This is a genomic window from Bradyrhizobium sp. AZCC 2230 (assembly GCF_036924495.1).
Lineage (GTDB): Bacteria > Pseudomonadota > Alphaproteobacteria > Rhizobiales > Xanthobacteraceae > Bradyrhizobium > Bradyrhizobium rifense.
Genome location: NZ_JAZHRS010000001.1, coordinates 5620651 through 5644287, shown reverse-complemented (window position 1 = coordinate 5644287; position 23637 = coordinate 5620651). Strand labels below are relative to the sequence as shown.

18 protein-coding genes and 2 pseudogenes are annotated in these 23637 nt (G+C 63.1%); 6 read left to right on the top strand and 14 right to left on the bottom strand.

Annotated features, from left to right (window positions below; translation table 11 throughout):
• Positions 1 to 239 precede the first annotated feature (239 nt).
• The 5 genes from V1280_RS27040 to V1280_RS27020 all read right to left on the bottom strand — a co-directional run bounded on the left by V1280_RS27040 (position 240) and on the right by V1280_RS27020 (position 10573).
• Positions 240 to 3350 (bottom strand): efflux RND transporter permease subunit, encoded by a 3111-nt coding sequence (locus V1280_RS27040; RefSeq protein ID WP_334531241.1) that lies wholly within the window; start codon positions 3348 to 3350, stop codon positions 240 to 242.
• Positions 3347 to 6526, bottom strand: a complete 3180-nt coding sequence (locus tag V1280_RS27035; protein WP_334531238.1) for an efflux RND transporter permease subunit — start codon at positions 6524 to 6526, stop codon at positions 3347 to 3349. Before V1280_RS27035 ends, V1280_RS27040 begins: the two co-directional genes overlap by 4 nt.
• A gap of 8 nt (positions 6527 to 6534) precedes the next feature.
• On the bottom strand, positions 6535 to 7764 hold the full coding sequence (locus V1280_RS27030; RefSeq protein ID WP_334538429.1) for an efflux RND transporter periplasmic adaptor subunit: 1230 nt from the start codon (positions 7762 to 7764) through the stop codon (positions 6535 to 6537).
• Positions 7765 to 7973: 209 nt separating this feature from the next.
• Positions 7974 to 9071, bottom strand: coding sequence for a glycoside hydrolase family 3 N-terminal domain-containing protein (locus V1280_RS27025; RefSeq protein ID WP_334531236.1), 1098 nt, complete (start codon positions 9069 to 9071; stop codon positions 7974 to 7976).
• A gap of 206 nt (positions 9072 to 9277) precedes the next feature.
• Positions 9278 to 10573, bottom strand: a complete 1296-nt coding sequence (locus V1280_RS27020; protein ID WP_334531234.1) for an MFS transporter — start codon at positions 10571 to 10573, stop codon at positions 9278 to 9280.
• 95 nt (positions 10574 to 10668) lie between these two features.
• On the opposite strand from V1280_RS27020, the gene V1280_RS27015 reads away from it, so the two are divergent.
• Positions 10669 to 11265, top strand: a complete 597-nt coding sequence (locus tag V1280_RS27015) for a TetR/AcrR family transcriptional regulator (protein WP_334531232.1) — start codon at positions 10669 to 10671, stop codon at positions 11263 to 11265.
• Positions 11266 to 11296: 31 nt separating this feature from the next.
• Here V1280_RS27015 and V1280_RS27010 read toward each other — a convergent pair whose 3' ends face one another.
• The 3 genes from V1280_RS27010 to V1280_RS27000 all read right to left on the bottom strand — a co-directional run bounded on the left by V1280_RS27010 (position 11297) and on the right by V1280_RS27000 (position 12820).
• Positions 11297 to 11647, bottom strand: a complete 351-nt coding sequence (locus tag V1280_RS27010) for a type II toxin-antitoxin system RelE/ParE family toxin (RefSeq protein ID WP_334531231.1) — start codon at positions 11645 to 11647, stop codon at positions 11297 to 11299.
• 6 nt (positions 11648 to 11653) lie between these two features.
• The gene (locus V1280_RS27005) at positions 11654 to 11941 is read right to left on the bottom strand and encodes a type II toxin-antitoxin system ParD family antitoxin (protein ID WP_334538427.1); all 288 of its coding nucleotides are present in this window, start codon (positions 11939 to 11941) and stop codon (positions 11654 to 11656) included.
• Positions 11942 to 12148: 207 nt separating this feature from the next.
• Positions 12149 to 12820, bottom strand: a complete 672-nt coding sequence (locus V1280_RS27000; protein WP_334531229.1) for a glutathione S-transferase family protein — start codon at positions 12818 to 12820, stop codon at positions 12149 to 12151.
• 122 nt (positions 12821 to 12942) lie between these two features.
• Between V1280_RS27000 and V1280_RS26995 the strand changes: the two genes are divergently transcribed.
• Both V1280_RS26995 and V1280_RS26990 read left to right on the top strand, forming a co-directional pair.
• Entirely contained in the window at positions 12943 to 13932 is a 990-nt protein-coding gene (locus V1280_RS26995; RefSeq protein WP_334531226.1) for a LysR family transcriptional regulator, read from the top strand.
• A gap of 204 nt (positions 13933 to 14136) precedes the next feature.
• Positions 14137 to 15456, top strand: coding sequence for an aminotransferase class V-fold PLP-dependent enzyme (locus tag V1280_RS26990; protein ID WP_334531223.1), 1320 nt, complete (start codon positions 14137 to 14139; stop codon positions 15454 to 15456).
• A 241-nt stretch (positions 15457 to 15697) separates the two neighbouring features.
• Here V1280_RS26990 and V1280_RS26980 read toward each other — a convergent pair whose 3' ends face one another.
• Both V1280_RS26980 and V1280_RS26975 read right to left on the bottom strand, forming a co-directional pair.
• Positions 15698 to 16495, bottom strand: coding sequence for a ricin-type beta-trefoil lectin domain protein (locus V1280_RS26980; protein WP_334531220.1), 798 nt, complete (start codon positions 16493 to 16495; stop codon positions 15698 to 15700).
• A gap of 27 nt (positions 16496 to 16522) precedes the next feature.
• Positions 16523 to 16970 (bottom strand): annotated as a pseudogene (locus tag V1280_RS26975) (carboxymuconolactone decarboxylase family protein).
• A gap of 164 nt (positions 16971 to 17134) precedes the next feature.
• On the opposite strand from V1280_RS26975, the gene V1280_RS26970 reads away from it, so the two are divergent.
• Positions 17135 to 17575: a hypothetical protein gene (locus V1280_RS26970; protein WP_334531217.1), complete on the top strand. Its 441-nt coding sequence runs from the start codon at positions 17135 to 17137 to the stop codon at positions 17573 to 17575.
• A gap of 26 nt (positions 17576 to 17601) precedes the next feature.
• Here the strand turns inward: V1280_RS26970 and V1280_RS26965 are convergent, their stop codons facing one another.
• Together V1280_RS26965 and V1280_RS46885 are read right to left on the bottom strand one after the other, a co-directional pair.
• The gene (locus V1280_RS26965; RefSeq protein ID WP_334531214.1) at positions 17602 to 18624 is read right to left on the bottom strand and encodes an LLM class flavin-dependent oxidoreductase; all 1023 of its coding nucleotides are present in this window, start codon (positions 18622 to 18624) and stop codon (positions 17602 to 17604) included.
• Positions 18625 to 18654: 30 nt separating this feature from the next.
• Entirely contained in the window at positions 18655 to 18927 is a 273-nt protein-coding gene (locus V1280_RS46885) for a hypothetical protein (RefSeq protein WP_442895167.1), read from the bottom strand.
• A gap of 205 nt (positions 18928 to 19132) precedes the next feature.
• Between V1280_RS46885 and V1280_RS26955 the strand changes: the two genes are divergently transcribed.
• Positions 19133 to 19657, top strand: a complete 525-nt coding sequence (locus tag V1280_RS26955) for a hypothetical protein (RefSeq protein ID WP_334531211.1) — start codon at positions 19133 to 19135, stop codon at positions 19655 to 19657.
• A 303-nt stretch (positions 19658 to 19960) separates the two neighbouring features.
• Here V1280_RS26955 and V1280_RS26950 read toward each other — a convergent pair whose 3' ends face one another.
• Positions 19961 to 20797 (bottom strand): alpha/beta fold hydrolase, encoded by an 837-nt coding sequence (locus tag V1280_RS26950; protein WP_442895252.1) that lies wholly within the window; start codon positions 20795 to 20797, stop codon positions 19961 to 19963.
• A 226-nt stretch (positions 20798 to 21023) separates the two neighbouring features.
• On the opposite strand from V1280_RS26950, the gene V1280_RS26945 reads away from it, so the two are divergent.
• Entirely contained in the window at positions 21024 to 21938 is a 915-nt protein-coding gene (locus V1280_RS26945) for a LysR family transcriptional regulator (protein WP_334531206.1), read from the top strand.
• 222 nt (positions 21939 to 22160) lie between these two features.
• Here the strand turns inward: V1280_RS26945 and V1280_RS26940 are convergent.
• Positions 22161 to 23598 (bottom strand): annotated as a pseudogene (locus V1280_RS26940) (IS1182 family transposase).
• Between the last annotated feature and the right edge of the window lie 39 nt (positions 23599 to 23637).

The window sequence follows — 23637 nt, the reverse complement described above, 5'->3', positions numbered from 1 at the left end:
GGCGAGGTTCGGAGTCCCTTTGGGTCCTCAAGCGGAATGGGCTTAGGTTGAATCAGGCGGCCGCGGGCTCGGTGCACCTCTCCCGCTTGCGGGAGAGGTCGGCGCAACGCGCCGGGTGAGGGCTCTTTCCTCTTGGGGGTTCTCGATTGCGGAGATACCCTCTCCCCAACCCTCCCCCGCAAGCGGGGGAGGGAGCGCACCTCCGTCGTTGCAACGATCGAGCCTGATCTCATCCCGCTCTAGCCGCTGAGATCGGGCAGAGCTGGCGCACCGCCGGCAGCGGATGCCTGACTCGCGCCCGCCGCAGGCGCCTTCTTCCGCCGCCGCAGCCTGTCCAGGATCAGGTACATCGCCGGCGTCGAGTAGAGCGTGAACAGCTGAGCGACGACCAGGCCGCCCATGATGGTGATGCCGAGCGGCTGGCGGATCTCGAAACCCGGGCCGGTGCCGAAGGCGATCGGGACGGCGCTCAGGAACGCGGCGAGCATCGTCATCGTGATCGGCCGCGCCCGCAGCCGTGCCGCGAGCAGGATGGCATCGTGGGCGTTGAGGCCGCGATGCCGCTCCGCATCGAGGGCATAGTCGACCATCATGATGGCGTTCTTCATCACCATGCCGACCAGCAGGATGCAGGCGATGGTGGTCACCAGCGTGAACTGCGTTCCCGTCGCCCAGAGCGCGACCAGCGCGCCGAAGGCGGTCGGCGGCAAGGTCGAGAGAATCGTCAGCGGATGGACATAGCTCTCGTAGAGCATGCCGAGCGCGAGGTAGATCGCGACCAGGGCCGCCGCGAACAGCGCCGCCTGCTTGACGATCGACTTGTCGGCCTCCTTGGCCTCACCGCGGAATTCGGCCTTGATGTCATCGGGCAGCTTGGCCGCGGCTTCCTCGCTCCGGATCGCCGCGAGGACGTCGCCGATCGACGTGCCGGGCTTGATGTCGAAGAAAATCGTCGCGGCCGGAAACTGGGCGCTGTGGCGGACCCACATCGCAGCGTGCGCGCGCTGTGGCCGGGTCAAAGCGGTCAGTGGCACCGCCTTGCCGCTCGCGCCCGGCACGTAGATCTGGCTCATGGAGTCGGGACCGCTCGCCGCCTCTGGCTCGACCTCGAAGATCACACGCGCATAATTGGTCGGCAGGAACAGCAGATTGATCTGGCGCTGGCCGAAGGCGTCGTTGAGCGTGTTGTCGACCGCGACCGGCGTGACGCCGAGCATCGCGGCGCGCAGGCGGTCGATGGTCAGGCCGGCCTGCAGGCCGCCGGTTTCCCAGCTCGCGATGACGTCGATGACCTGCGGAACGCCGCGGACGCGGCGGATCATGGTCTCCGCGGCGCGCAGCACCTGCTCCTCGTCGATGCCCCACATCGTATATTGATAACGCGAGCCGCCGGACTGAACGCCGAGATTGAGATCCTGCAGCGGCACGAAGAAGACCCGGACGCCGTCGATGCGGTTCATGCGTTCGCGCAGTCGCGCGATGACCTGCTGGATCGACAGCTTGCGGACATCAGGCGGCTTGAGCGCGACCAGCATCTGCCCGACGCTGAGCGCATTGCCGTTGCCTTCGCCGATGTAGGACGTCAGCCCTGAGATCGCGGGGTCTTCCAGGATCGCCGCGCCGACGGCGCGCTGCCGGTCCTCCATGGACAGGAACGAGATGTTCGACGGAGCCACGGTCCGCACGAACATCACGCCGGTGTCCTGGGTCGGCATGAAACCCTTCGGCAGTTGCATATAGAGCCACACGCTGGTCCCCGTCAGGGCAGCGATCATCAGGACGGTGAGAAAACGGTGGCGCAGCGTCCAGTCGAGGCTGCGGGCATAGAAGGTGCGGTGCTCGGGAGCCGCATCGGGGTTATGCAGCCGCTGTCGGCCACGATCCAGGAGATGTCCGCACATCATCGGTGTCAGCGTCAGGGAGATCACCGCCGAGGATACGATGGCGACCACCAGCGTCACACCGAACTCGCGGAAATAGCGCCCGACCACGTCGGGCATGAACAGGATCGGGATCAGCGCCGCGATCAGGGCGACGGTGATGGCGACGACCGTGAATGCCATCTGGCGCGCGCCGTTGATGGCGGCCTGCAGCGCCGGCTCGCCTTCGGACATGCGGCGGATGATGTTCTCGATCATGACGATGGCGTCGTCCACGACGAAGCCGGCGGCGATGGTCAGTGCCATCAGCGACAAATTATCGAGGCTGAAGCCGCACAGGTTCATCACGAACAGGGTCGCGGCCAGCGAGACCGGAATGGTGATGCTTGGAATCACGGTGGCCCAGAACCGCCTGAGAAACAATGCGATGACGAGCACGACGAGCGCAGAGGCGATCACCAGCGTGAGCTTGACGTCGTTCACGGCGGCCCGGATCAGCGTGGTGCGATCATAGATCGTATGCAGCTTGATGCCGGGGGGCAGCCAGCGCTGGATTTCCGGCAACTCGGCCTTGATGGCGTCGACGGTCTCGACGATGTTGGCGTCGGACTGCTTGTAGACGAACAGGACGACGCCGCGCTCGGTGCCGTACCAGCCGGCGAGACGGTTGTTGATGACGCTGTCGGTCACCGACGCGACGTCGCCGAGGCGCACGGGCGCGCCGTTGCGCCAGGCCAGCACGATATCGCGATAGTCGACGTCCCTAAGCAGCTGGTCGTTGGCTTCAATGGTCAGGCGCTGGCCATCGACCGAGACCGCGCCCTTCGGCAGATTTTGCGATGCATTGAGCACGGCGACGCGGGCAGCTTCCAGCGACAGGTTCATGGCGGCGAGCCGGGCCGGAGACACCTGGATGCGCACTGCGCTGCGCTCGGCGCCGGTGACGTTGATCCGCGCGACGCCCGGAAGCTGCGACAGCTTTGGCGAGATCACGCCGTCGGCGAGGCCATAGACCTCGCCGGGCGTGAACACGTCGCTGGTCAAGGCGAGCGCCACGACCGCCGCGCCCGCGGGATTCGCCTTCCAATAGGTCGGCGGCCACGGCCCCTTCGGCAAGTTCGGCCCTGCCGAGTTGATGGCGGCCTGCACTGCGCCGGCGGCGGCATCGAGATCGACCGAGAGCTCGAACTGCACCGTGATGCTGGTGCCGCCCATGGCGCTGAACGAGGTGATCTCAGTCACGCCGGGAATCAGCGCCAGCGTCGTCTCGAGCGGTTGCGACAGCGCATTCGCGACCGTTGCCGGACTTGCGCCGGGGAATGGTGCGTAGATTCCGATCGTGGGCCGCTCCACCGCCGGCACCGAGGCGATCGGCAGGCGGAAATAGGCGACGCAACCGAGCAGGAACACGCCGATCATCAGCAGCGTCGTCGCCACCGGCCGCAGCACGAATTGCGCGGTGATGCTCACGGCGATGGTCGTTCCGCCTGGGGCAGCGCCGCCGGATCATCGGCGGATTGCCATCCGAACCGGGTGCGCAGCGAGGCGAACGCCAGATAGACGACCGGGGTCGTATAGAGTGTGAGAATCTGCGAGACGATCAGTCCGCCGACGATGGCGATGCCGAGCGGCTGGCGCAGCTCGGAGCCGGTGCCCGAGCCGATCGCCAGCGGCAGCGCGCCGAACAGCGCCGCGATCGTCGTCATCATGATCGGGCGGAAGCGGAGAATGCAGGCCTGCCGGATGGCGTCGAACGAGGACGCGCCGTCCTCGCGTTCGGCCGCGAGCGCGAAATCCACCATCATGATGGCGTTCTTCTTGACGATGCCGATGAGGAGGATGATGCCGATCAGCGAGATCAGATTGAGGTCCTGCCGGTAAAGCATCAGCGCCAGCAGCGCGCCGATGCCCGCCGACGGCAACGTCGACAGGATCGTGATCGGATGGATGTAGCTCTCATAGAGCATGCCGAGGATCAGATAGACCGTCACGATCGCTGCCAGCAGCAGCCATTTCTCGTCCGAGAGCGAGTTGGCAAACTCGGCGGCGGTGCCGATCAGCTTGGTCGTGACCGCGTCCGGCAGTCCGATCTCGCGCTCGATCTGGCGCAGCGCCTCCGTTGCATGGCTCAGCGAAACGCCGTCGGCGAGGTTGAACGAGATCGTGGTGGCCGGAAACAGGCCCTGGTGCGAGATCAGCAGCGGAGCGTGCTGCCGCTCTATCCGCGCGAACGCCGACAGCGGCACCGGCGCGGAGGCCTTGCTGAAGGCACCGCTGAAGCCGCCGGTCGACTGATCGATCGTGCTGGCCTGGGCCGCGGCCGCGGTCAGATAGATCTTGCCGAGGATATCGGGATCGTTGCGCAAGGCGGGATCGACCTCGAGTATCACGTGATACTGGGTGAGGGGGCCGAACACCGTTGCGATCTGGCGCTGCCCGAACGCGTCATAGAGCGTCTGGTCGATCGTGTTCAGGCTGACGCCGTAGCTCGCCGCGAGCTGGCGGTCGATGGTGACGGACATCTGCAGGCCTTCGTCCTGGCGGTCGTCGGCGACGTCGGCGAGCTCCGGGCGCTGGCGCAGCGCTTCGACCAGACGCCGGCTCCAGAGCCGAAGCTCGTCCTCGTCGAGATCCTGCAGTGCATATTGGTATTGCGTGCGTGCGACGCGCGATTCGATCTGCAGATCCTGCGCCGGCTGCAGATGCAGCGTGATGCCGTGAACGCCCTCGACTGCGTGCTGCAGCCGCGCCATGACGGCTGCTGCGGATGATTTTCGCGCGTCGGGGCTGCCGATATCGATATAGAGCCGGCCGCTGTTCAGCGTCGTGTTGACGGATCCGATGCCGACGAAGCTGCCGACGGTGACGACGTCAGGATCGCGCCCGATCACGGCCGCGAGCTGCTGCTGCCGCTCGGCCATCGCCGCAAAGGAGATGTCCTGGGCAGCATCAGTGGTGCCGATCAGAAGACCCGTGTCCTGCAGCGGCAGAAATCCCTTGGGGATGGCGACGTACAGCATCCCGGTGGCGACCAGGGTGAGCACGGTGAAGACCAGCGTGAGGTTGCGGTGCCTCAGCACCCAATCGAGCCCCCAGAGGTAGAAGCTTGCGGAGGCGTCGAAGCCGCGCTCGCTGATGCGGTACAGCCAGCCGTGATGCGCGTCGGGGTCCTCGTGCCGCAGAAGCTGCGCGCACATCATCGGGGTCAGCGTCAGCGAGACGAGACCGGAGATGACGACGGCAAAGGACAGCGTGATCGCAAATTCCCGGAACAGCCGGCCGACCACGCCGCCCATCAGCAGCAGCGGAATGAACACGGCGATCAGCGAAATCGTGAGCGAGACGATGGTGAAGCCGATTTGTCGGGCGCCCTTCAAGGCCGCCTCGAGCGGATCCTCGCCCTCCTCGACATAGCGCGCGATGTTCTCGATCATCACGATGGCGTCGTCGACGACGAAACCTGAAGCAATCGTCAGCGCCATCAGCGAGAGATTGTCGAGACTGAAGCCGCACAGCGCCATGACGCCGAAGGTTGCGATCAGCGACACCGGCAGCGTGACGCTCGGGATCACGGTGGCCCACAGCTTGCGCAGGAAGATGAAGATCACGAGCACGACGAGGGCAACCGTCAGTACCAGCGTGAACTGAACGTCGTGGATCGCGGCCCGGATCGTCGTCGTGCGGTCGCTGACGACCGAGATCTTCAGCGCAGCGGGCAGCGAATCCTGGAGTTTCGGCAAAATGCTCTTGATGGCATCCACCACCTCGATGGTGTTGGCGCCGGGCTGGCGCTGGATGTCCAGCAGCACGGCGCGCTCGCCCTGGAACCAGGCCGCCTGCTCGGCATCCTCGACGCCGTCGATGGCGGTGCCGACATCGCGCAGCAGCACCGGCGCGCCGTTGCGATAGGCAATCACCGCATCCTGATAGGCATCCGCGGTGAACAGCTGGTCGTTGGTGTCGACGTGAAACGCCTGCCGCGGTCCATCGAGCGAGCCCTTCGGATTGTCTGCGGTGGTGGCGGCGATGCCGCGGCGAACGTCGTCGAGCGACATGCCGAGCCCGGCAAGCCGCGTCGGATTCATTTGCAGGCGTATGGCTCGCGTTTGTCCGCCCTCGATGCTGACGGCGCCGACGCCCGGGATCTGCGACAGTTTTGGCACCAGAATGGTCGCGGCGTGATCGTTGGCCTCGTGCAGCGCCATCGTTTTCGAGGTCAGCGCCAGGATCAGCACCGGCGTGTCGGCCGGATTGACCATGCGATAGGTCGGCGGGCTCGGCAGCTGCTCGACCGGAATCCAGCCGGCGGCCGCATTGATCCGCGCCTGCACGTCCTGCGCGGCGGCGTCGATCTTGCGCGACAGATCGAATTGCAGCGTGATCTGGCTGTAGCCGTACGAGCTGGTCGAGCTCATGTCCGTCAGCCCCGAGATCGTGCCGAAATAATGCTCCAGCGGCGCGGTGATCGAGGTTGCGACGACGGTGGCCGAGGCGCCGGGATAGCGCGTCACCACCTGGATGGTGGGAAAGTCGACATTCGGCAGCGGCGCGATGGGCAGCTCACGATAGCCGAGCATGCCCAGCAGCACGACCGCGACGATCATCAGCGTCGTTGCGATCGGCCGAAGGATGAAGGGCGCGGACATGGCGGACCTCAGTCAACGCGCGGCTCGGAGCGCGGCTGGGTGGTCGGCTGCGCCTTGGCGGTCGGCGTCTGGCCCTCGATCGTGATGCGGGAGCCGTTCTCGAGCCGGTAATAGCCGTCGGTGACGACGCGCTCGCCTCTGGCGATGCCTTTGTCGATCAGCGCGCGTCCGTCAAAAATCTGCCCGACCGTGACGGGGCGGAACGCCGCCGTATCGTCCGCCTTTGCGACCCAGACGAAATCGCCGCGCGGCCCGTGCCGCACGGCGATCGCGGGCGCGGTGATCGCGTTCTTGCGGGTGTCCACCGTGATCCGTCCGTTGGCGAAATTGCCCGGCCAGAGTTTCAGCGCCTTGTTGGGAAAGGTCGCCTTCAGCTTGATCGTGCCGCTGGCCTGATCGACCTGGTTGTCGACCAGCGTGATCGTGCCCTTGTCCAGCTCGGTCGTATTGTCGGCCGTGAGCGCGATCACCGGCGCATCGGCCTGGCCGAGGCTGAGCCGGGTCTGGCCGACGGCGACGGCGGCAAGTGTGTAGATCACCGAGATCGGCTGCAATTGCGTGACGGTGACGATGGTCGTCGGCGACACGGCGCGGACGTAATTGCCCTGGTCGACCTGACGGATGCCGAGCCGTCCGCTCAGCGGCGCGCGGACGTTGGTGAAGCCGAGCTGCGTGCGCGCATATTCGATCTGGGCCTCGTCGTTCCGGACCTGCGCCTTGTACTGCTCGACCAGCGCATGCTGCTGGTCCACGACCTGCCGCGAGATCGCGGCGGCCTTCTGGATCAGCGAATCGTAGCGCTCCATGTCGATCTGGGCGCCGTCGAGCAGCGCCTGATCCTTCTGCCTCACCGCGACCTGCTGATCGAGCTGGGCCTGGAACGGGCGCGGATCGATCACCGCGAGGATGTCGCCTTGTTTGACGTCCTGTCCTTCCTGGAAAAGGATCTGGACGATCTCGCCGTCGACCCGACTCTGCACGTTGACGGTGTTGTAGGCCTGGATCGTGCCGATGCCGGTCAGATAGATCGGGACGTCCTCCGCCTTCGCGGCGGCGACTTTGACGGCGACCGGCGGCCGTGCCGCCGGCGTGGCGGCTTGCTCAGCTTCCACCGGCTGCATGAAGGGCAGCGCGAACGGAAGCTTGATGTCCTTGATGTCATTCCTGAAATAATAGGCTGCAGTGCCCGCGGGCAACACCACCAGCGCGCCGATGAAGAGTTTTACCGAGCGTCTCACGTTCAAACCCATCACCTCAGCCGGCCGCCGATGCCGGATTGATCGCCTCAGGGGCGGAACCTCTTAGCACGAGGCAACCTGACGTTGATATCGCAGGAGACGATGTGCTACCATCCGTAACATTAGCACGCGTAGCGGATCGAGATCAACGGCGCTTGCGTTGATGAACGTCTGGTCTGCCGATGAATTTTGCCGGGCTCTGGGCGGCCCTACACGACTTCGACGGTCGCTGCGTCGAACTGGGTGCCGGCGGCGCGGTGGCGGGCGAGCACCTCGCCGGATAGCTCCGACACCGCGTTCTGCGCGGTGCTGTCCAGCATCGCGCGGACGCGCTGGCTTGATGTCTTCAGCAGCGCCGGGTCGAGCTTGCCGGCATCGACGCCGTTGATGACCGACTGCGCCAGCCCGCGGGCGCGCTCGGTGTCGGTCAGATGCGAGCAGATCATCAGCATGTCGTTGCCGGCGGCCATGAAGCGCGCGCCGGAATCCGGCGCGTCGAGCCTACCCGCCATCGCGCGCATGCCGACGTCGTCGGACACGATCACGCCGTCGAACTTCATCGCCTCACGCAACAGCCCGTGGGTGATCGCGCGCGACAGCGTCACGGGATCGTTCGCGTCGAGCTTCCGGTACAGGATGTGCGACGTCATCATCATCTCGATGCCGCCAGCGATCGCGGCGGCAAACGGCAGCAGCTCGCGCGCCTTGATCTGGTCGAGGTCGAGATCCAGCACAGGCAATTCATGGTGTGAATCGACCTGCGTGTCGCCATGCCCCGGAAAATGCTTGCCGCAGGCGCGGACGCCGCGGCGTTCCATGGCCTTGGTGAACGGAAGCATCGACTTGATGACGTCGTCGGCCGAGCGGCCGAAGGCGCGCTCCCCGATCACGGGGTTGGCGGGGTTGCTGTGAATGTCGAGCACCGGCGCAAAGTTGAGATTGCAGCCGAGCGATGCAAGCTCGACGCCCATGGCGTCGCCGACCTGTTCCGCGGTGCCGGCCCATCGCGCCGCATAGGAAAAGCGCGTGATCGGCGGCGGCGTGCGGCAGACGCGTCCGCCTTCATGATCGATGGCGATGAACTGCTTGTCGCGCTGCGAGGCATCGCGGATCGCGGCGATCAGATCCCGGTGGATCGACAGCCACTCGCGATAGGGCAGGTCATGGCGGAAATTGCTCTTGTAGAGGATGACGCCGGCGGGCCGGAGATCCCGCAGCAGCGCGCGGTCGCGATCATCGAGGACGCTGGTCGGCCGCAGGCCAAGGAAGAAATGGTCACCGACCGTTGAAAGGAGGGAATCGCTCATTCGCCGGGGCCGCCACAAATCGTTTCGGTTGATTGGGATGGAGCTGGACGCAACGCGAACTCTCAGCCCCTGCGCGAGCCGTCGAGCGGCCCGCTTCGTCATTACAATATTTCAAATTTCCTCAACGGAATCAATATTCAAATCCGCCTTCGCGCGCAGTTGCGCCGGCAAGGTCAGTATTGACCGCCTTGCCGGCGCAACTGCGCTCACGCCGCAGCCAGCACCGGCTCCTTCGGCTGCCGGCCAATCATCAACGACAGCACGGCCGCGACGATACCGGTCGCGCCCGCGATCATGAAGGCTTGCAGATAATCGCCCTGCGACGAGCGCATGAAGCCGGCGAAGAACGCGGCGCAGGCCGCGCCAAGCTGATGGCCGGCGACCACCCAGCCGAAGATCATCGGTGCATTCTTGTCGCCGAAGGCTTCGTTGGCGATGCGCACGGTCGGCGGCACGGTCGCGATCCAGTCGAGGCCGTAGAACACCGCGAACACCGACAGGCTGACGAAGGAGAAATCCGAGTAGGGCAGGTAGATCAGCGACAGCCCGCGCAGGCCGTAATAGAAGAACAGCAGCTTGCGCGGATCGAAGCGGTCGGTGAGCCAGCCCGACAGCGTGGTGCCGAACAGGTCGAAGAAGCCCATCAGCGCCAGCAGGCTAGCGGCCTGCACCTCGAAGATGCCGTGGTCGCCGCAGAACGCGATCAGATGGGTGCCGACGAGGCCGTTGGTGGTGAAGCCGCAGATGAAGAAGGTCGCGAACAGGAACCAGAAGGTCGGAACCTTGGCCGCGCGCACGAGGTTGCTGATCGCAGCTATGAACGGATTGCCCTGCGCCGGTGCTGCGGGCTGGTCGTCATGCGGGCTGCCATAGGAGCGCAGGCCGATCGACGCGGGCCGCTCCGGCACCAGAAAATAAACCAGCGGGATCAGCGCCGCGCAGCATGCGGCGACCGTCAGCACCACCGGCTTCCAGCCGCCCCATTCGACCAGGCTCGCGAGGCCCGGCATGAAGATGAGCGTGCCGGTCGCGGTGCTCGCCGTCAAAAGTCCCATGACCAGGCCACGATTGGTGGTGAACCAGCGATTGACGATGGTGGCGCCGAGCACATTGGCGACCGCGCCGGAGCCGATGCCGGACAGCAGCCCCCAGCTCATGAACAATTGCCACGGCGCGGTCATGAAATAGCTCATAGCCGTCGAGACCGACATCAGCGCCAGCGCGCCGAGCACGGTGCGGCGGATGCCGAAGCGCTGCATCACGGCGGCGGCGAAGGGGCCGGCGAGGCCGTAGAGAAAGATGCCGACGGCGGCCGACGACGAGATCACGCTGACGTCCCAGCCAAAGGCCTTCTGCAGCGGCAGCATCAGCACGCCCGGCGTCGCGCGCAGGCCGGCCGAGGCCAAGAGCGCCAGGAAGACCACGGCAACGACCACGAAGGCGTAGTTTGGGCCGAACGGCCTCTTGGAGACGGAGGTGGATTGAACCGAAGCTGGGGGCATGTTACTTACCGGTACGTATTGCGATGCGGTACTAATACGTACCGGTCAGTAACATTGTCAAGTCCCAGCTCATGCCGAAGGTCGGACGAAGCCAGATGCCGAAAAAAGCCGAGAAACCCGCAAACGCGCCGCTGCGGGCCGCCGACCGGATCCGCGCCTCCGCCAGCGAGCTGTTTTATCGCGAGGGCATCCGCGCCGTCGGCGTCGACGAGGTGGTGGACCGGGCCGGCGTCACCAAGCCGAGCCTCTATCGCAGCTTTGCCTCCAAGGACGATCTCGCAGCCGCCTATTTGCGCGACTACGATCTGAGCTTCTGGGAAAATTTCGAACGCCCCGGCGGCAAGACCTACAGCAACGCCCGCGACCACGTGCTCGCCTATATCGGCCAGCTCGCGGCGCGCGCCGTCGCCAAGGGCTATCGCGGCTGCGGGCTGAGCAACGCCGCGGTGGAATATCCCTCGCGCGACAATCCCGCCCGCCAGGTCGCCGAAGCGCACAAGAAAGTCTTCCGCAAGCGCCTGCGCGAGCTTGCAGCCGGCATGGGCGCGCGCCAGCCGAACGTGCTCGGCGATGCGCTCTTGCTCCTGATCGAAGGCATCTACGTCACCGGCCAGCAATCGGAGGACGGTCCCGCGCAGTCGGCGGTCGCGGCGGCGAAGCTGCTGATCGATGCGAGTGTGAAGGCGGGGTGAGGGTGGGGTAGCGCATGGCTTTGTCGAGAGATTATGCGTCGCTCTCGTCGGTGGGAATGTGGCGCTGAAGGTCCATCCTGTCGTGGAGGATGCGCACGATTTCGATCGTGCTCTCCGGCGCGACGCGGTACATCAGGAAGTGGCTTCCGCGCCGACCGCGTCGGACAATGTGGAGCGTGCGAAGACCCGGCGCGATTTCGTCCCGGGTTTTGGAGCCTGCAACCTCAGGACCATTGGCGAGTTCGCCAATCGCTTGAACCAGAATGTCTCGATAGACGCGCGCTTGTCGCGGTCCGAAATTCTCAGTGGTCCATTTCAGAATATTGGCGAAATCGACTTCCGCGGCAGCGCCGAGGCGGACGCGCCATTGTTGCCGGGCCATACGGCTTTATTCATCCGTTCCGGAGATGACCTTCTCCGAGAGATCAGTCAGATAGGTTTGCAGATCGTCGATCGTCCTGAATTCTTTGAACTCGCCTCGCTGCAATGACCCAATTCCGAGGCGAGCTGCGGCGCGCAACGCCTTAAGCTTGCCAGCGTCCTCGGCCTCGCGTTGCTCCACCAGTCGCAGCCCATCCCGCAGCACCTCGCTGGCGTTCTGGTAGCGGCCGGACTCGACGAGGGTTTCAATGAGTTCCTGTTGGCGTTTCGTCAGCACGACATTTCTCGTCGGCATCATCGTCCTCGCTGGTCGACCCTTATGGCATAATATGCCACAAGGGTCCTACAGCTTCAACCTCGCAACCGACGTAGGGCCGGTTTGGAAGGGCAAGAGAGATGGTCAGTGGCCATAACCGCCCACCGCGCCGCTGACAAGATCGTCGCGATTCCGACCAGCGCGCACCATCTTCTACGCGTGCTGGCCAGACAGGAAGACCAGAAATTATAGTTTCACGCCAACGCTCGCCAGGAAGCTTTCCATACGGTTGTCAACCTCAGCCTTCGTCTCCGCCCACGCTGGGAACGACTGGAGAAGATCGTCGTGCCAAGCGATTAGGTTTGGGTATTCCTTGAACGGAAACTTCGCACGATCGACCTGGGAGAAGGGCGCCGCAATATCGATGTCGGCAAAGGTCAATGCATTGCCAACCATGAACTTGCGGCCTTCAAGATGCTGGTCGAGTACCTTCGCTGCGGCGCGAATCTTGCGCTCGGCAAACTCGATGAGGGACTCGTCTTTCGGTACTCCCATGACCGTCTTGCCGACGCGCTCGTCGAAAATGGTGGTGGTAAAGGTGCGCCACTGTTCGCCCGACCAGAACATCCACTGAAGGACCTGGAAGCGCTCCTCCCGGGTGATGCCGACCAGCGGCGAATTCACCTTGTTGGCGAGATACAGATTGATCGCTGATGATTCCCAGAGAATGGTGTCTCCATCCTGCAGAACCGGCGTCAGACCGTGGGGATTGAGACGTGATTTGAACTCGTCGGTTTGGCTCTCGCCTTTGAAGAGGTCAACGTTAACGCGTTCGAGTTCAATGCCCATGATCTTCGCAGCCGTGGTCACGCGACGTAAGCTGCCCGAGCCCGCATCACCATAGATCTTGATAGCCATAACTCTTCCTTTCGGTTCGGGGCCCGTGAGCGGGCGGCCGAACGCCGTTTCTCATATTCGCTTGGCGAGTGACATTGACGCCTTTCGAATGTCATCTATTGCTAATTGGAATGGATTGAGGATTGTCTGCGTGGCGGGGCGGTGGCCTGGTCATTCAGCTCGATCGACACTCGATCGGGATAAAAAGCGAAATAAAAGTGATGGATAAGCTAGACGCGATGCGGATGTTCGTGCGCGTCGTCGAGAGCGGAAGCTTTTCGCAGGCGGCGCGTGACCTAAACGTCAGCCAGCCGACGGTCAGCAAACAGCTCGCTGCGCTTGAGGCGCGGCTCGGGACACAACTCCTCGCGAGAAATTCCCGTGCTCTTGCCGTGACGCCCGCAGGACAGGACTATTACGAGGCCACCGTCCGCATTCTTCAGGATCTCGACTTCGTCGAAGAGAGAGTCCTTGAGAGGCAGTCGGCCCCTTCGGGGCTGGTCCGCGTGACCCTCTCGCCAGGCTTCGGGAGGATGTTCGTTATCCCTCGGCTATTGGATTTTAGGAACCGTTTTCCCGACGTCGCGATCGAGATGGAAGTCTCCGGGAGGCACGTTGACCTTATCGAGGAGGGGATGGACGTCGCAATCCGTATCGGTCGGCTTTCCGATTCAGCACTCGTCGCCCGGCGCATCGGCGACATGCGGATGATAACCTTGGCCTCCGCCGGCTATCTTGCCCAACACGGCACGCCGCAAACGTTAGACGAACTGCGCAACCACCAGCGTATCAGCTATGTCTACCAGGGGGATATCATCGGGTGGGGGTTCCACGTCGACGGCCGGCAGGTCACGGTCGACGGTGGGGGAGCGTTCCGCACGAACGACGCCGAGCATGTCCGCGGCGCGGTCCTCGCGGGCCTCGGCATCGCCCACCATGCGAGTTGGTTGTTCACGGATGCGCTGGCCTCCGGCGAGGTTGTACGAATTCTGGACCAGTATGCGCCGCCGCCCTTTCCGATCAACGCAGTTACCGCTGCCGGACGGCGCATGCCCTCCCGAGTGCGGCAGTTCATCGATTTTCTCGCTGCGATTTGCGCCGAGGAGCCGGAATTAAAAGTAGGCGACGGCTAGGGTGTCAGGGAGTGGACGGCGCCGGGTTGGCCAGAAGGCGCGCCTTGAGCTTCTCCGACGGGATTGTCATGTCATCTCCTTTCCAATTGCGCCGGTCTCGCCTGGAGCGCGATCGGGCATGGCCCGCATCATCGAACTGTCACCGCCTTGTCATTCGCGCTCTATTGATTGCGGCTCGTTTCGTCGCGCAATGGAGAGGCTGACATGCATCCGACTGAGACAATTTCGTCCGACCGCCGGTCGATCCTGAGGGGCCTCGCGGCCGCGGCGGCTGCGTCGCTGGCGGCACCGGCATTTGCTGCCGAAAGCCTCCCCGCGGCGCCGACCGGAACGGCGGCCGCCATCGCCACCGACAAGGCCTATTGGGCGGCGGTGAAGGGGCTCTATGCCGTGACGCCTGATGTCGTCAATTTCGAGAACGGCTATTGGGGCATCATGCCCGAGCCGGTGCGGCGCGAATTCATCCGCCAGTCCGACATGATCAACTATCAGAACACGTTTTACGCGCGGCAGCGCGCGGGCGCCGACTTCGAGGCCGTGCGCGCCAAAGTGGCGGAGGCGGTTGGTGCTGCGCCCGACGAGATCGCGCTCACCCGCGGCGCGACCGAAGCGCTGCAGCTCCTCATCGGCGGCTACAACAGGCTGAAGCCGGGCGACGGCGTGCTCTTTGCCGATCTCGACTATGATTCGGTGCAATATGCGATGAATTCGCTCAAGGCGCGCCGCGGCGTCGACGTCGTCAAGTTCGACGTGCCGGAGCCCGCCACCCGCCAGGCGGTGCTCGACGCCTATGCCCGCGCCATCGAGGCGAACCCGAAGACGAAACTTCTCCTGCTGACCCATGTCAGCCATCGCACCGGCTTCGTCATGCCGATCGCCGAGATCGCACGCATGGCGAAGGCCAGCGGCATCGACACCATCGTCGACGCCGCGCATTCCTGGGGACAGATCGACTTCCGTGTGGGCGAGCTCGAATCCGATTTCGTCGGTTTCAACCTGCACAAATGGATCGGCGCACCGCTCGGGGTCGGCTTCCTCTACATCAAGAAGGACCGCCTCGCCGACATCGACCGTGATCTCGGCGACGAGGATTTTGCGGAAACCGACATCCGCTCGCGGGTGCACACCGGCACGGTCAATTTCGCCACGGTGCTGACGGTGCCCACCGCCGTCGCGCTGCATCAGCAGATCGGCGCCCCGGCAAAGCAGGCGCGCCTGCGCTATCTGCGCGACTATTGGGTGAGCCGCGCCCGCGGCTTTAGGGATATCGAGATCCTGACGCCGGATGAGGCCGGCTCCTATGGCGCGATCACGTCCTTCCGTCTCGCCGGCAAGACCAGCAAGGCGGACAACGAGGCCATCGTGGTGAAGCTCCGCGACAGCCACAAGGTCATGACGGTACGCCGCGCCGGCGTCGCCAGGGGCCAATGCATCCGTGTGACGCCGGCGCTCTTTACCGACGAGGCCGATCTCGACCGCCTCGTCGAGGCGCTGGCGGTGGTCACCGGTACGAAGACGGGGTGAGGGCAGGGGAAGCAATCATGCGCGTATGATCGCGCCCGAAATCATCCGTTTCCAGGAACAGAAAGCGCGCTCCGGTCTGATCGCCGATGCGTGCCGTCTGCGCCGGACCATCCCCCGCGCCGAGGGGCAATCGCATATGGAGTGCACGAGGCAGCGGCATCGGCACTGGTGCTCCCTCTCCCGCTTGCGGGACCCCCGCGCCGGGAGCGGGCTAGAGCTGATCCTGTATCCGCGTACACCGTCAATCGACGCCAATTGCAAACCGGTTAGCGTCCGAAGGCGTGGCATCGCAGGGGCGCGCACCGATAGGTGGTGACTGGATGTTCACCTTCTGGTCATCGGAGAGGCGAAGGGTCCAGCACAGATTGTTATCGGAACGGATCGAATTATTGACCGCGTCATAAGTCCATCGGATTGCGACGTGCGCACAATCGTCGAGAACGAGTGCTGCATCATCCCCTGTCCCCGCCGATCCTCTTGCGTCGATGCAAAGCTCCGGCTTGCCTTCCAGCGAGATCTTGTCTCCGGAAAGGCGAAACACGCGCTGGCGTACGCCCCAAAAGGCGTCGCACCGATCGATCGTCAGGGGCGCGCCTGCCACGAATTGATAGTTGGGTGCGGAAAGGCAGAGATAATCGGCATAAGAAGGGGTAATTCGTAACCCCTTCGGGCGCTGCGCGAGGAGCTTTTCCCGTCTCGTCGGTTCGATCGTGAGTGCGCAGATGCGAACACTTCGATTTTCCCAACATCCGCCGCTGCGGCTGACGTTACCCAGCGAGGATTGGGCGTGGGTCGCGCCAGGTGACTCGTTCCAGTGGGCGATCCCCTCGTGGTTCTCAATATCGATCGAAGCCCAATACCGGTCGCCATAGATTGAAAACGAGCCATCTGTGTCGGTCCGTACGAATTCACAGACACCATCGATGTAGGGCTGACCGTCCACGATCAGCTTGCAGTCGACGGGCATCGTTACCGCGAATCCGGGCACCGACGTCGACAGCAGGAATGCGACGACGCCAATTGCGAATCTAACGAACATCTGCCGCTGTCTCCGGTGAGAGCCACGTCAGCTCACATCGTGCACATAGCGCATGCCGATGGCGAGCCGATTCCAAAAATTGATCATGCCGATGAGGATGGTGAGATCGGTGATCTCCTTGTCGGTAAAATGCTTCCTCAGCTCTTCGTAGTCCGCATCCGGCGCGCGCGTTTCTGCGACATTGGTGAGCGCCTCGGTCCAGGCCAGTGCGGCGCGTTCGGCTTGCGAATAGAGCGGCGATTCACGCCATGCGTCGAGAAGATAGAGGCGCTGCTCGGTCTCGCCATGCTTCCGTGCATCCTTGCTGTGGAACGTCGAGACAATAGGCGCAGCCATTGATTTGGGATGCCCGCATCTTCACCAGCTCGATCAAGCCTCTCGGCAGCCCGCATTTGAGGATGTAAGCCTCCACCGCGCGGAGCGCCGCGTAGCCCTCGGGGGCGATTTGCGCCGGTAACAGTCGGTCGGCATGCATAGCTCTGTCCTCTCTGGTCGTCCGCCTGGATCCGCAGCCAAGATGGGGCTTGAATAGAGACCCAGCGTTCCCCCAATGTGGGGGCAACGTGGACGCCCCATTTTATCGACCCGCAGTCTGGTTTATCTCTGTCACTCCGGTGCCCTGCGCAAGGAGGCAGACGCGTGCTCGACCATATTCTCAGATTCGTGACGCTCGGATCGATCATCGTTGGCATGGCCGCGATCTATGCGGCGCTCCACACCAACAATCGGCGTCTGGGCGCGGACATCTTCCTGCGATATTCAGACCGGGTCTCCGACCTGCGACGCCGCCTTCCGGTCGCGGCCTTCCTCGAGCGAGGGGCTGCCGGCGACATTGAGCTGACACCCGAAGAGCGCCGGGCGGTGCACGAGATCATCCATTCGATCTTCGAGCTTTACGAGCTCAAGGTGCATGGCTATTTTCCGCCGGCGATCTGGAAGATCAGGGAGCCCGATATCGAAAGGCTACTCTCGCTGCCGGTCTTTCAGCAGGAGCTGGCAAGCCTGGAAGGCCGATATACCAGGCATCCGCGTTTGATAGCCTGGGTCCAGAAGATCAGGGGTCAGCAAGAGACGATCTGACTTGCCCCGTGAATCGGTTGCCGGCCTCACCGCCACCCCAGCGCCGGCGCGACGTGCTTCAGGATCGCCTCGATCGCATGCGCGCAATAGTCGACGCCGAGCTGGTTCGGAATGGTCAGCAGCAGCGTATCGGCCTGCGCAATCGCCTCATCCTGCTTGAGCTGTTCGATCAGCGCATCCGGCTCCGCCGCATAGCTCCGGCCGAAGATCGCCCGCGTGCGGGGATCGATGAAGCCGATCTGGTCCTCGCCGCCGCGCTCGCCGCCGAAATAGGCGCGGTCGCGATCGTCCATCAGCGCAAAAATGCTGCGGCTGACGGAGACGCGGGGCTCGCGGCTGTGGCCGGCTTCCTTCCACGCCGCACGATAGGCGCGGATTTGGGCGGCCTGCTGCACGTGAAAGGCTTCGCCGGTCTCGTCGTTCTTCAGCGTCGAGCTTTGCAAATTCATGCCGAGTTGTGCGGCCCACACCGCGGTGGCGTTCGAGCCGGCGCCCCACCAGATGCGTTCGCGCAAGCCTTCGGAATGCGGCTCCAGGCGCAGCAGCCCAGGCGGGTTCGGAAACATCGGCTGCGGATTGGGTTTTGCAAAACCCTCGCCGCGCAGGATGTCGAGAAAGACCTCGGCGTGACGCCGGCCCATGTCGGCGTCGCTCTCGCCCTCGGCCGGCTGGTAACCGAAATAGCGCCAGCCGTCGATCACCTGCTCCGGCGAGCCGCGGCTGATACCGAGCTGAAGCCGTCCGCCGGCGATGAGATCGGCAGAGCCGGCGTCCTCCACCATGTAGAGCGGGTTCTCGTAGCGCATGTCGATCACGGCCGTGCCGATCTCGATCTTGCTGGTCCTGGCGCCGACGGCCGCGAGCAGCGGGAAGGGCGAGGCCAGCTGCCGCGCGAAATGATGGACGCGGTAATACGCGCCGTCCAGGCCGAGCTGCTCCGCTGCAACGGCGAGCTCAATGGATTGCAGCAGCGTGTCGCCAGCCGAGCGGGTCTGCGATTGCGGCGAGGGGGTCCAGTGGCCGAAGGAGAGGAATCCGAGTTTTTTCATGGGCGTCATTTAATGATGGCAGGGCCGGCGTCAACCGCCTGCGCCGGCAGCCGGGGTATGCGATGACGCCGGCGCAAAATGCTCGGCGCGCTCGACCAGGAGATCCAGAAAGCTTCTTGCACGCAGCGACATCCAGTGCGTCTCCGGATAGACCGCATGCAGGGGTAGCGCGGCGCCGGTGGAGCGGTGAGAGTTGCAGCGGCCCGCGACTTGAGCGGATCTGGTGTCTCGTCGCGCGAAGTCATCGTGAAGTTGGTCACCGGCGATGACCCATTTCGAGTGATTGCCAAATCGATTTCTCACCGTGCGTTCTTCCAGCCTGCTTCGTGCGGGTCTATGGTTCGGTCGCTACCATGAGCTGCCCGAGGGGCGTGCCGAGGCCCCAATCTCCAAGTGGCAGCGTCGCAGCTACCGGCGGGCGTTGAGCCTCAACAGATCAAGTCTTTCTTTTGATCAGCTCTACTCGATCGCGCGCGTGCGCAGCACGCGCATGCAGGGGAGATTCTCAATGATCAAGCGCACCATCCTTACGGCTGCCTGTTCTATCCTGGGTTTCGTTTCCGCAAGCGGATCTGCGACGGCGGAAACGATTGGGCGATTGGAATGCAGCGTTGTCGGCGCGGCAAGTCAGGAACCCATCGGAGACCGAGATGGGCATCGACTCACCAACGTCCAATTCGCTTGCTTTGGCGAGGATGGCCCGCTGAAGGGCGCGGTGTATACGGGATCTTCGACCCAGGAGTGGGATGGTTCTCAGAGCACATTTCTGGCTGCAGGAGGGATATACCGGGTGCCCGGGGGGCTCGCAGTGAGCCAGGCTATCGAGGGTACATCGTCTGTCGTCATGAAGGATGGCAAGCCGATTGGCAACGAGAGCTCCGGAAAAACACGCTTCAAGTTTGCATCCGGCACGCTCGCCGCGCTCGCGGGGAAGATCGCGCGCTTTGAAACCAAGCCAACCGGCGTTGGGCGATTCAGCCTTGAATATACGGCTGACAGCTCAACAGATACCGTCGGCACCGGCAAGCAATAGTGCTCATCGCGCTTTGACAGCTTCGTCGGGAACGGAATCTCGTCTCGAGTGAGGGTTGCAAACTCTCGTCTCGGGACGGATTGCAATCCTGCGTGGAAGTCTGGCTGCTTCGTGACGCTTTGGCGTTACCGCGGGACTAGGGCGTGTACTCATAAAGGTCCGCTTCTCAGGACGAAGCGGAAGGTTGCTTGGCTTAACTATCATCGACTGCTTTTGACCCAAAATGGACTTCGCCCGCAGCGACCGCGCGGAGTCGCTCGACGGTGGTTGCCGAACCGGCTCACGCCGGCTCGGCAATGGTGATCACGACCGTATGAAAGCGAGCAAGTCAGAATTAATCACGTCTGCATCCGTGGTGCACATGCCGTGTGGAAAGCCGGGATAGACCTTGAGCGTGCTGTTCTTGAGCAACTTGGCCTGAAGCAGTGCCGCGTCCTTGTAGGGTACGACCTGGTCGTCGTCGCCCTGCAGGATGAGCATTGGCACCTTGATCGCCTTTAGATCTTCCGTCTGGTCGGTCTCCGAGAAAGCCTTAATGCCGTCGTAATGGGCATTGGCGCCGCCCATCATGCCCTGGCGCCACCAGTTCTGGATAATTCCTTGCGAAACCTTCGCACCGGGCCGGTTGAAGCCGTAAAACGGACCCGAAGCCACATCGAGAAAAAATTGAGACCGGTTCGCAGCAAGCGCCTTTCGGAAGCCGTCGAATACTTCAATCGGGGTTCCGTCGGGATTTTTATCGGTCTTGACCATCAGCGGAGGAACGGCGCTTACCAGAACAGCTTTGGCGACGCGAGCCTGAGGCTCCCCGTACTTCGCGATATAACGGGCAACTTCGCCGCCACCGGTCGAGTGTCCGATATGGACGGCCTTGCGGAGATCCAGATGCTCAACCACGGCAGCCGCGTCGGCGGCGTAGTGGTCCATGTCGTGCCCATCGCTGACCTGCGCCGAGCGGCCGTGGCCGCGGCGGTCATGTGCAATGACGCGAAAGCCTTGGGCGACGAAGAACAGCATCTGAGCGTCCCAGTCGTCCGAACTGAGGGGCCAGCCGTGATGAAAGACGATCGGCTGGGCATTTTTCGGCCCCCAATCCTTGTAGAAGATCTGTGTCCCGTCTTTGGTCGTTACAAACGTCATGGTCTCGGCTCCTTTTGTCTCGGCAGAGGTTTTATGGGTGGGTTGGGCGATCGCAGCGGTGAGGGAAAACAACGGAGTTGCAGCCGCGACAGCACCTGCGCCAAGAGCCGCCCGTCGGGAGATGTTCATTCCAGATTCCTTCATTGAACCGGAGCAGGTATAGATTCCGTCCTGGATAGCCGAATAGACCGGAATCGTTCCGTTCTTTCGTGAACAGATGTCATGAATGGCTACGATTCTAGAAAAGACGGCCGGTCTCCTCGCCTTCGTCCGGACGGTCGATGCGGGGTCTTTCGCCGGCGCGGCGCGGTTGGTCGGCGCCACCCCTTCAGCGGTATCAAAAAGCGTCGCGCGCTTGGAGCAACGTCTCGGCGTGCGCCTGCTGCAGCGGTCGACGCGTACACTGACTCCAACCGCCGAAGGCGTCGCGTACTATGAACATGTGGCCCCCCATCTGCGCGCCATCGAGGAAGCCGATGACATCGTGCAGGCACCGGGAAACGTGCGTGGAGTGCTTCGGGTTACTGCGCCGACGACATTCGGACGCCCACTCATCTCTGCATGGGCCGGCTCGTTTCTGGATCGCTACCCGGATATCAAGCTCGACCTCAGCGTCACCGACCGCCGTATCGATCTGATCCGCGAAGGCTTCGACATCGCGGTGCGAATCGGGGAACTGGAGGATACGAATTTGATCGGCCGCTCCCTCGGCGTGCTGCACTATGTCCTCGGCGCATCGCCAAAGTACTTGCAGCGCCGAGGCATCCCACGGTCGGTTGATGATCTCAAGCGGCACAGCTGTCTTCGCTACGTGCTCGCGGGCCGACCGCAACCGTTCACGTTCGCTGACGGCAGGCGAGTCGTCCCCGATGGTCCATTCGATACGGACGATGCACAATATCTGATCGAGGCGGCCGTAGAGGGAGCCGGCATTACCCAGTTCATGCGCCTCGCGATTGAGAATGATCTTGCCGCCGGCCGCCTACGCACCGTGCTACCGGAAATACCGTTGTTCACCACGCCGGTCTACGTCCTACACCCCTTCGGACGCCAACTTCCGCTGCGGGCGCGCCTGTTCATCGATTTTCTCGTCGAGGCTTTGGGCGTCGGTAACGGTCCGAATTTGTCATCGCAGAGCTAAAAGTATTTACGGGTGGCGCGCACCCCCTAAACATTCGTCTGATCGTGTTGCAGTGCATGAGTCTCCTTCTGACCCAGGCCGTGTGAAAATCCCGCAACTTGGGGCGCGCTTTGGCGCATTTCGCACCGCCTAGCTTCTAATTCGGTGGAATCGACTCCCTGTCATCTCAGTGGCAACCAGGAGCGTCATATAGACGCTGATTTGGTCGCGCAGAGTCCGGCCTCACGCCCGCATCGCCTCCAGCAATCCGCCTACGCCCACGATCATCATCACGCGCTTCATGTTGTAGGCGAGCACGTTGAGCGCCATTTCGGTGGCCACCTTTGGCAGCTTTTTCGTGAGAAAGTGCGTTGCCCCCATCCAACACTTCATCGTGCCGAACGGATGCTCCACTGTCTGACGGCGAACCCTCATTGCATTGGGGTTGTGGTCAAGCCGATTCTGAACTTTCTCCAGAACGACCTCGTGCTCCCAGCGTGAGATGCGGCGCTCGGGGCCTGTCGTGCACTGAGCTTTTAGCGCGCAGGTTTTGCAGGCGCTTGTCCAATAGCGGCGCAGTGTCTTTCCGTCCTCTACGTTCGTATAGTGATAAGTTAGCCGCTCGCCGGCGGGACAGCGATAGACATCGTCGGCGGCGACATAGACGAAGTCCTGTTTGCCGAAGCGGCCAGCAGCTTTGGCGCCCGAAGTCATCGGCTTCGGCAACGTCACCGTGATGTCGGCTTCCTCGCAGGCCCTGATCTCCTCACCATCGTAATAGCCGCGGTCTGCCACGACTTCGAGCGCCTCGACAGCCATCTCGCCGCGCGCCTGTCCGGCCATGTTGGCGAGTTGGTGGCGATCGGTGCCCACGTTAGTCACCTCGTGAGCCACGATGAGATGATGCTGCGTATCAACCGCAATTTGCACGTTGTAGCCAACGATGCCGGTGTCCTTGCCACTGGTCGCCATCGAGCGTGCGTCAGGATCGGTCAGCGAGATCTGCTTGTCCTCGCTCTTCATCATCTCCGCATTGATCGCATTGAGCCGGACAATCTCCTCCTTGAGCTTCTCGATCTTTCCATTCAATCGCTCAACCTTCGCCTCCGGCACCGCATCGCCGTGTCGATCGGCGGTCTCGAGCTGTGAGAGATACCGGGCGATGCTCTCGTCGATCCGCTCCAGACGCCGCTTCATCTTCGCCTCGGTGAAGTTCTTGTCCCGCGCATTGACGGCCTTGAACTTCGATCCATCGATGGCGACGCTCGCTGCAACAAGCAGATCAAGGCTTGCGGCACAGCGCGACGAACTCGCGGCAGACCTCACGAATGGCCTTGCCATTGTCCTTGCGGAAATCCGCGATGGTCTTGAAGTCCGGCGTCAACTGCCCGGTCAACCAGATCATCTCGATATTGCGCTGGCATTCCCGCTCCAGGCGCCGGCTCGACGGAACCCGATTAAGATAGCCGTAGATGTACAGCTTGAGCATAACACCGGGGTGATAGCTGGGTCGGCCGGTATCGAGGGGCTGGACACCGACAAACCCGAGCTTATCGAGATCGAGACCGTCGACGAACACGTCGACCGCACGCACCGGGTTATCCTCGGTTACATAATCGTCGAGCGATGCCGGAAACATCGTGCTCTGCCCGCGATCCAACCCTTCAACAAAGCGCTTCATCAGATGCCCCGCAAAGTCACCGGGAATCTTATCGTGCGA

What these genes read in the sequence shown, in the direction of transcription:
- V1280_RS27035 (WP_334531238.1), bottom strand. Translation starts at nt 6,526, where the DNA reads ATGTCCGCGCCCTTCATCCTTCGGCCGATCGCAACGACGCTGATGATC.
- V1280_RS27025 (WP_334531236.1), bottom strand. Translation starts at nt 9,071, where the DNA reads ATGAGCGATTCCCTCCTTTCAACGGTCGGTGACCATTTCTTCCTTGGC.
- V1280_RS27020 (WP_334531234.1), bottom strand. Translation starts at nt 10,573, where the DNA reads ATGCCCCCAGCTTCGGTTCAATCCACCTCCGTCTCCAAGAGGCCGTTC.
- V1280_RS27015 (WP_334531232.1), top strand. Translation starts at nt 10,669, where the DNA reads ATGCCGAAAAAAGCCGAGAAACCCGCAAACGCGCCGCTGCGGGCCGCC.
- V1280_RS27010 (WP_334531231.1), bottom strand. Translation starts at nt 11,647, where the DNA reads ATGGCCCGGCAACAATGGCGCGTCCGCCTCGGCGCTGCCGCGGAAGTC.
- V1280_RS27005 (WP_334538427.1), bottom strand. Translation starts at nt 11,941, where the DNA reads ATGCCGACGAGAAATGTCGTGCTGACGAAACGCCAACAGGAACTCATT.
- V1280_RS27000 (WP_334531229.1), bottom strand. Translation starts at nt 12,820, where the DNA reads ATGGCTATCAAGATCTATGGTGATGCGGGCTCGGGCAGCTTACGTCGC.
- V1280_RS26990 (WP_334531223.1), top strand. Translation starts at nt 14,137, where the DNA reads ATGCATCCGACTGAGACAATTTCGTCCGACCGCCGGTCGATCCTGAGG.
- V1280_RS26980 (WP_334531220.1), bottom strand. Translation starts at nt 16,495, where the DNA reads ATGTTCGTTAGATTCGCAATTGGCGTCGTCGCATTCCTGCTGTCGACG.
- V1280_RS26965 (WP_334531214.1), bottom strand. Translation starts at nt 18,624, where the DNA reads ATGAAAAAACTCGGATTCCTCTCCTTCGGCCACTGGACCCCCTCGCCG.
- V1280_RS26955 (WP_334531211.1), top strand. Translation starts at nt 19,133, where the DNA reads ATGATCAAGCGCACCATCCTTACGGCTGCCTGTTCTATCCTGGGTTTC.
- V1280_RS26950 (WP_442895252.1), bottom strand. Translation starts at nt 20,797, where the DNA reads ATGACGTTTGTAACGACCAAAGACGGGACACAGATCTTCTACAAGGAT.
- V1280_RS26945 (WP_334531206.1), top strand. Translation starts at nt 21,024, where the DNA reads ATGGCTACGATTCTAGAAAAGACGGCCGGTCTCCTCGCCTTCGTCCGG.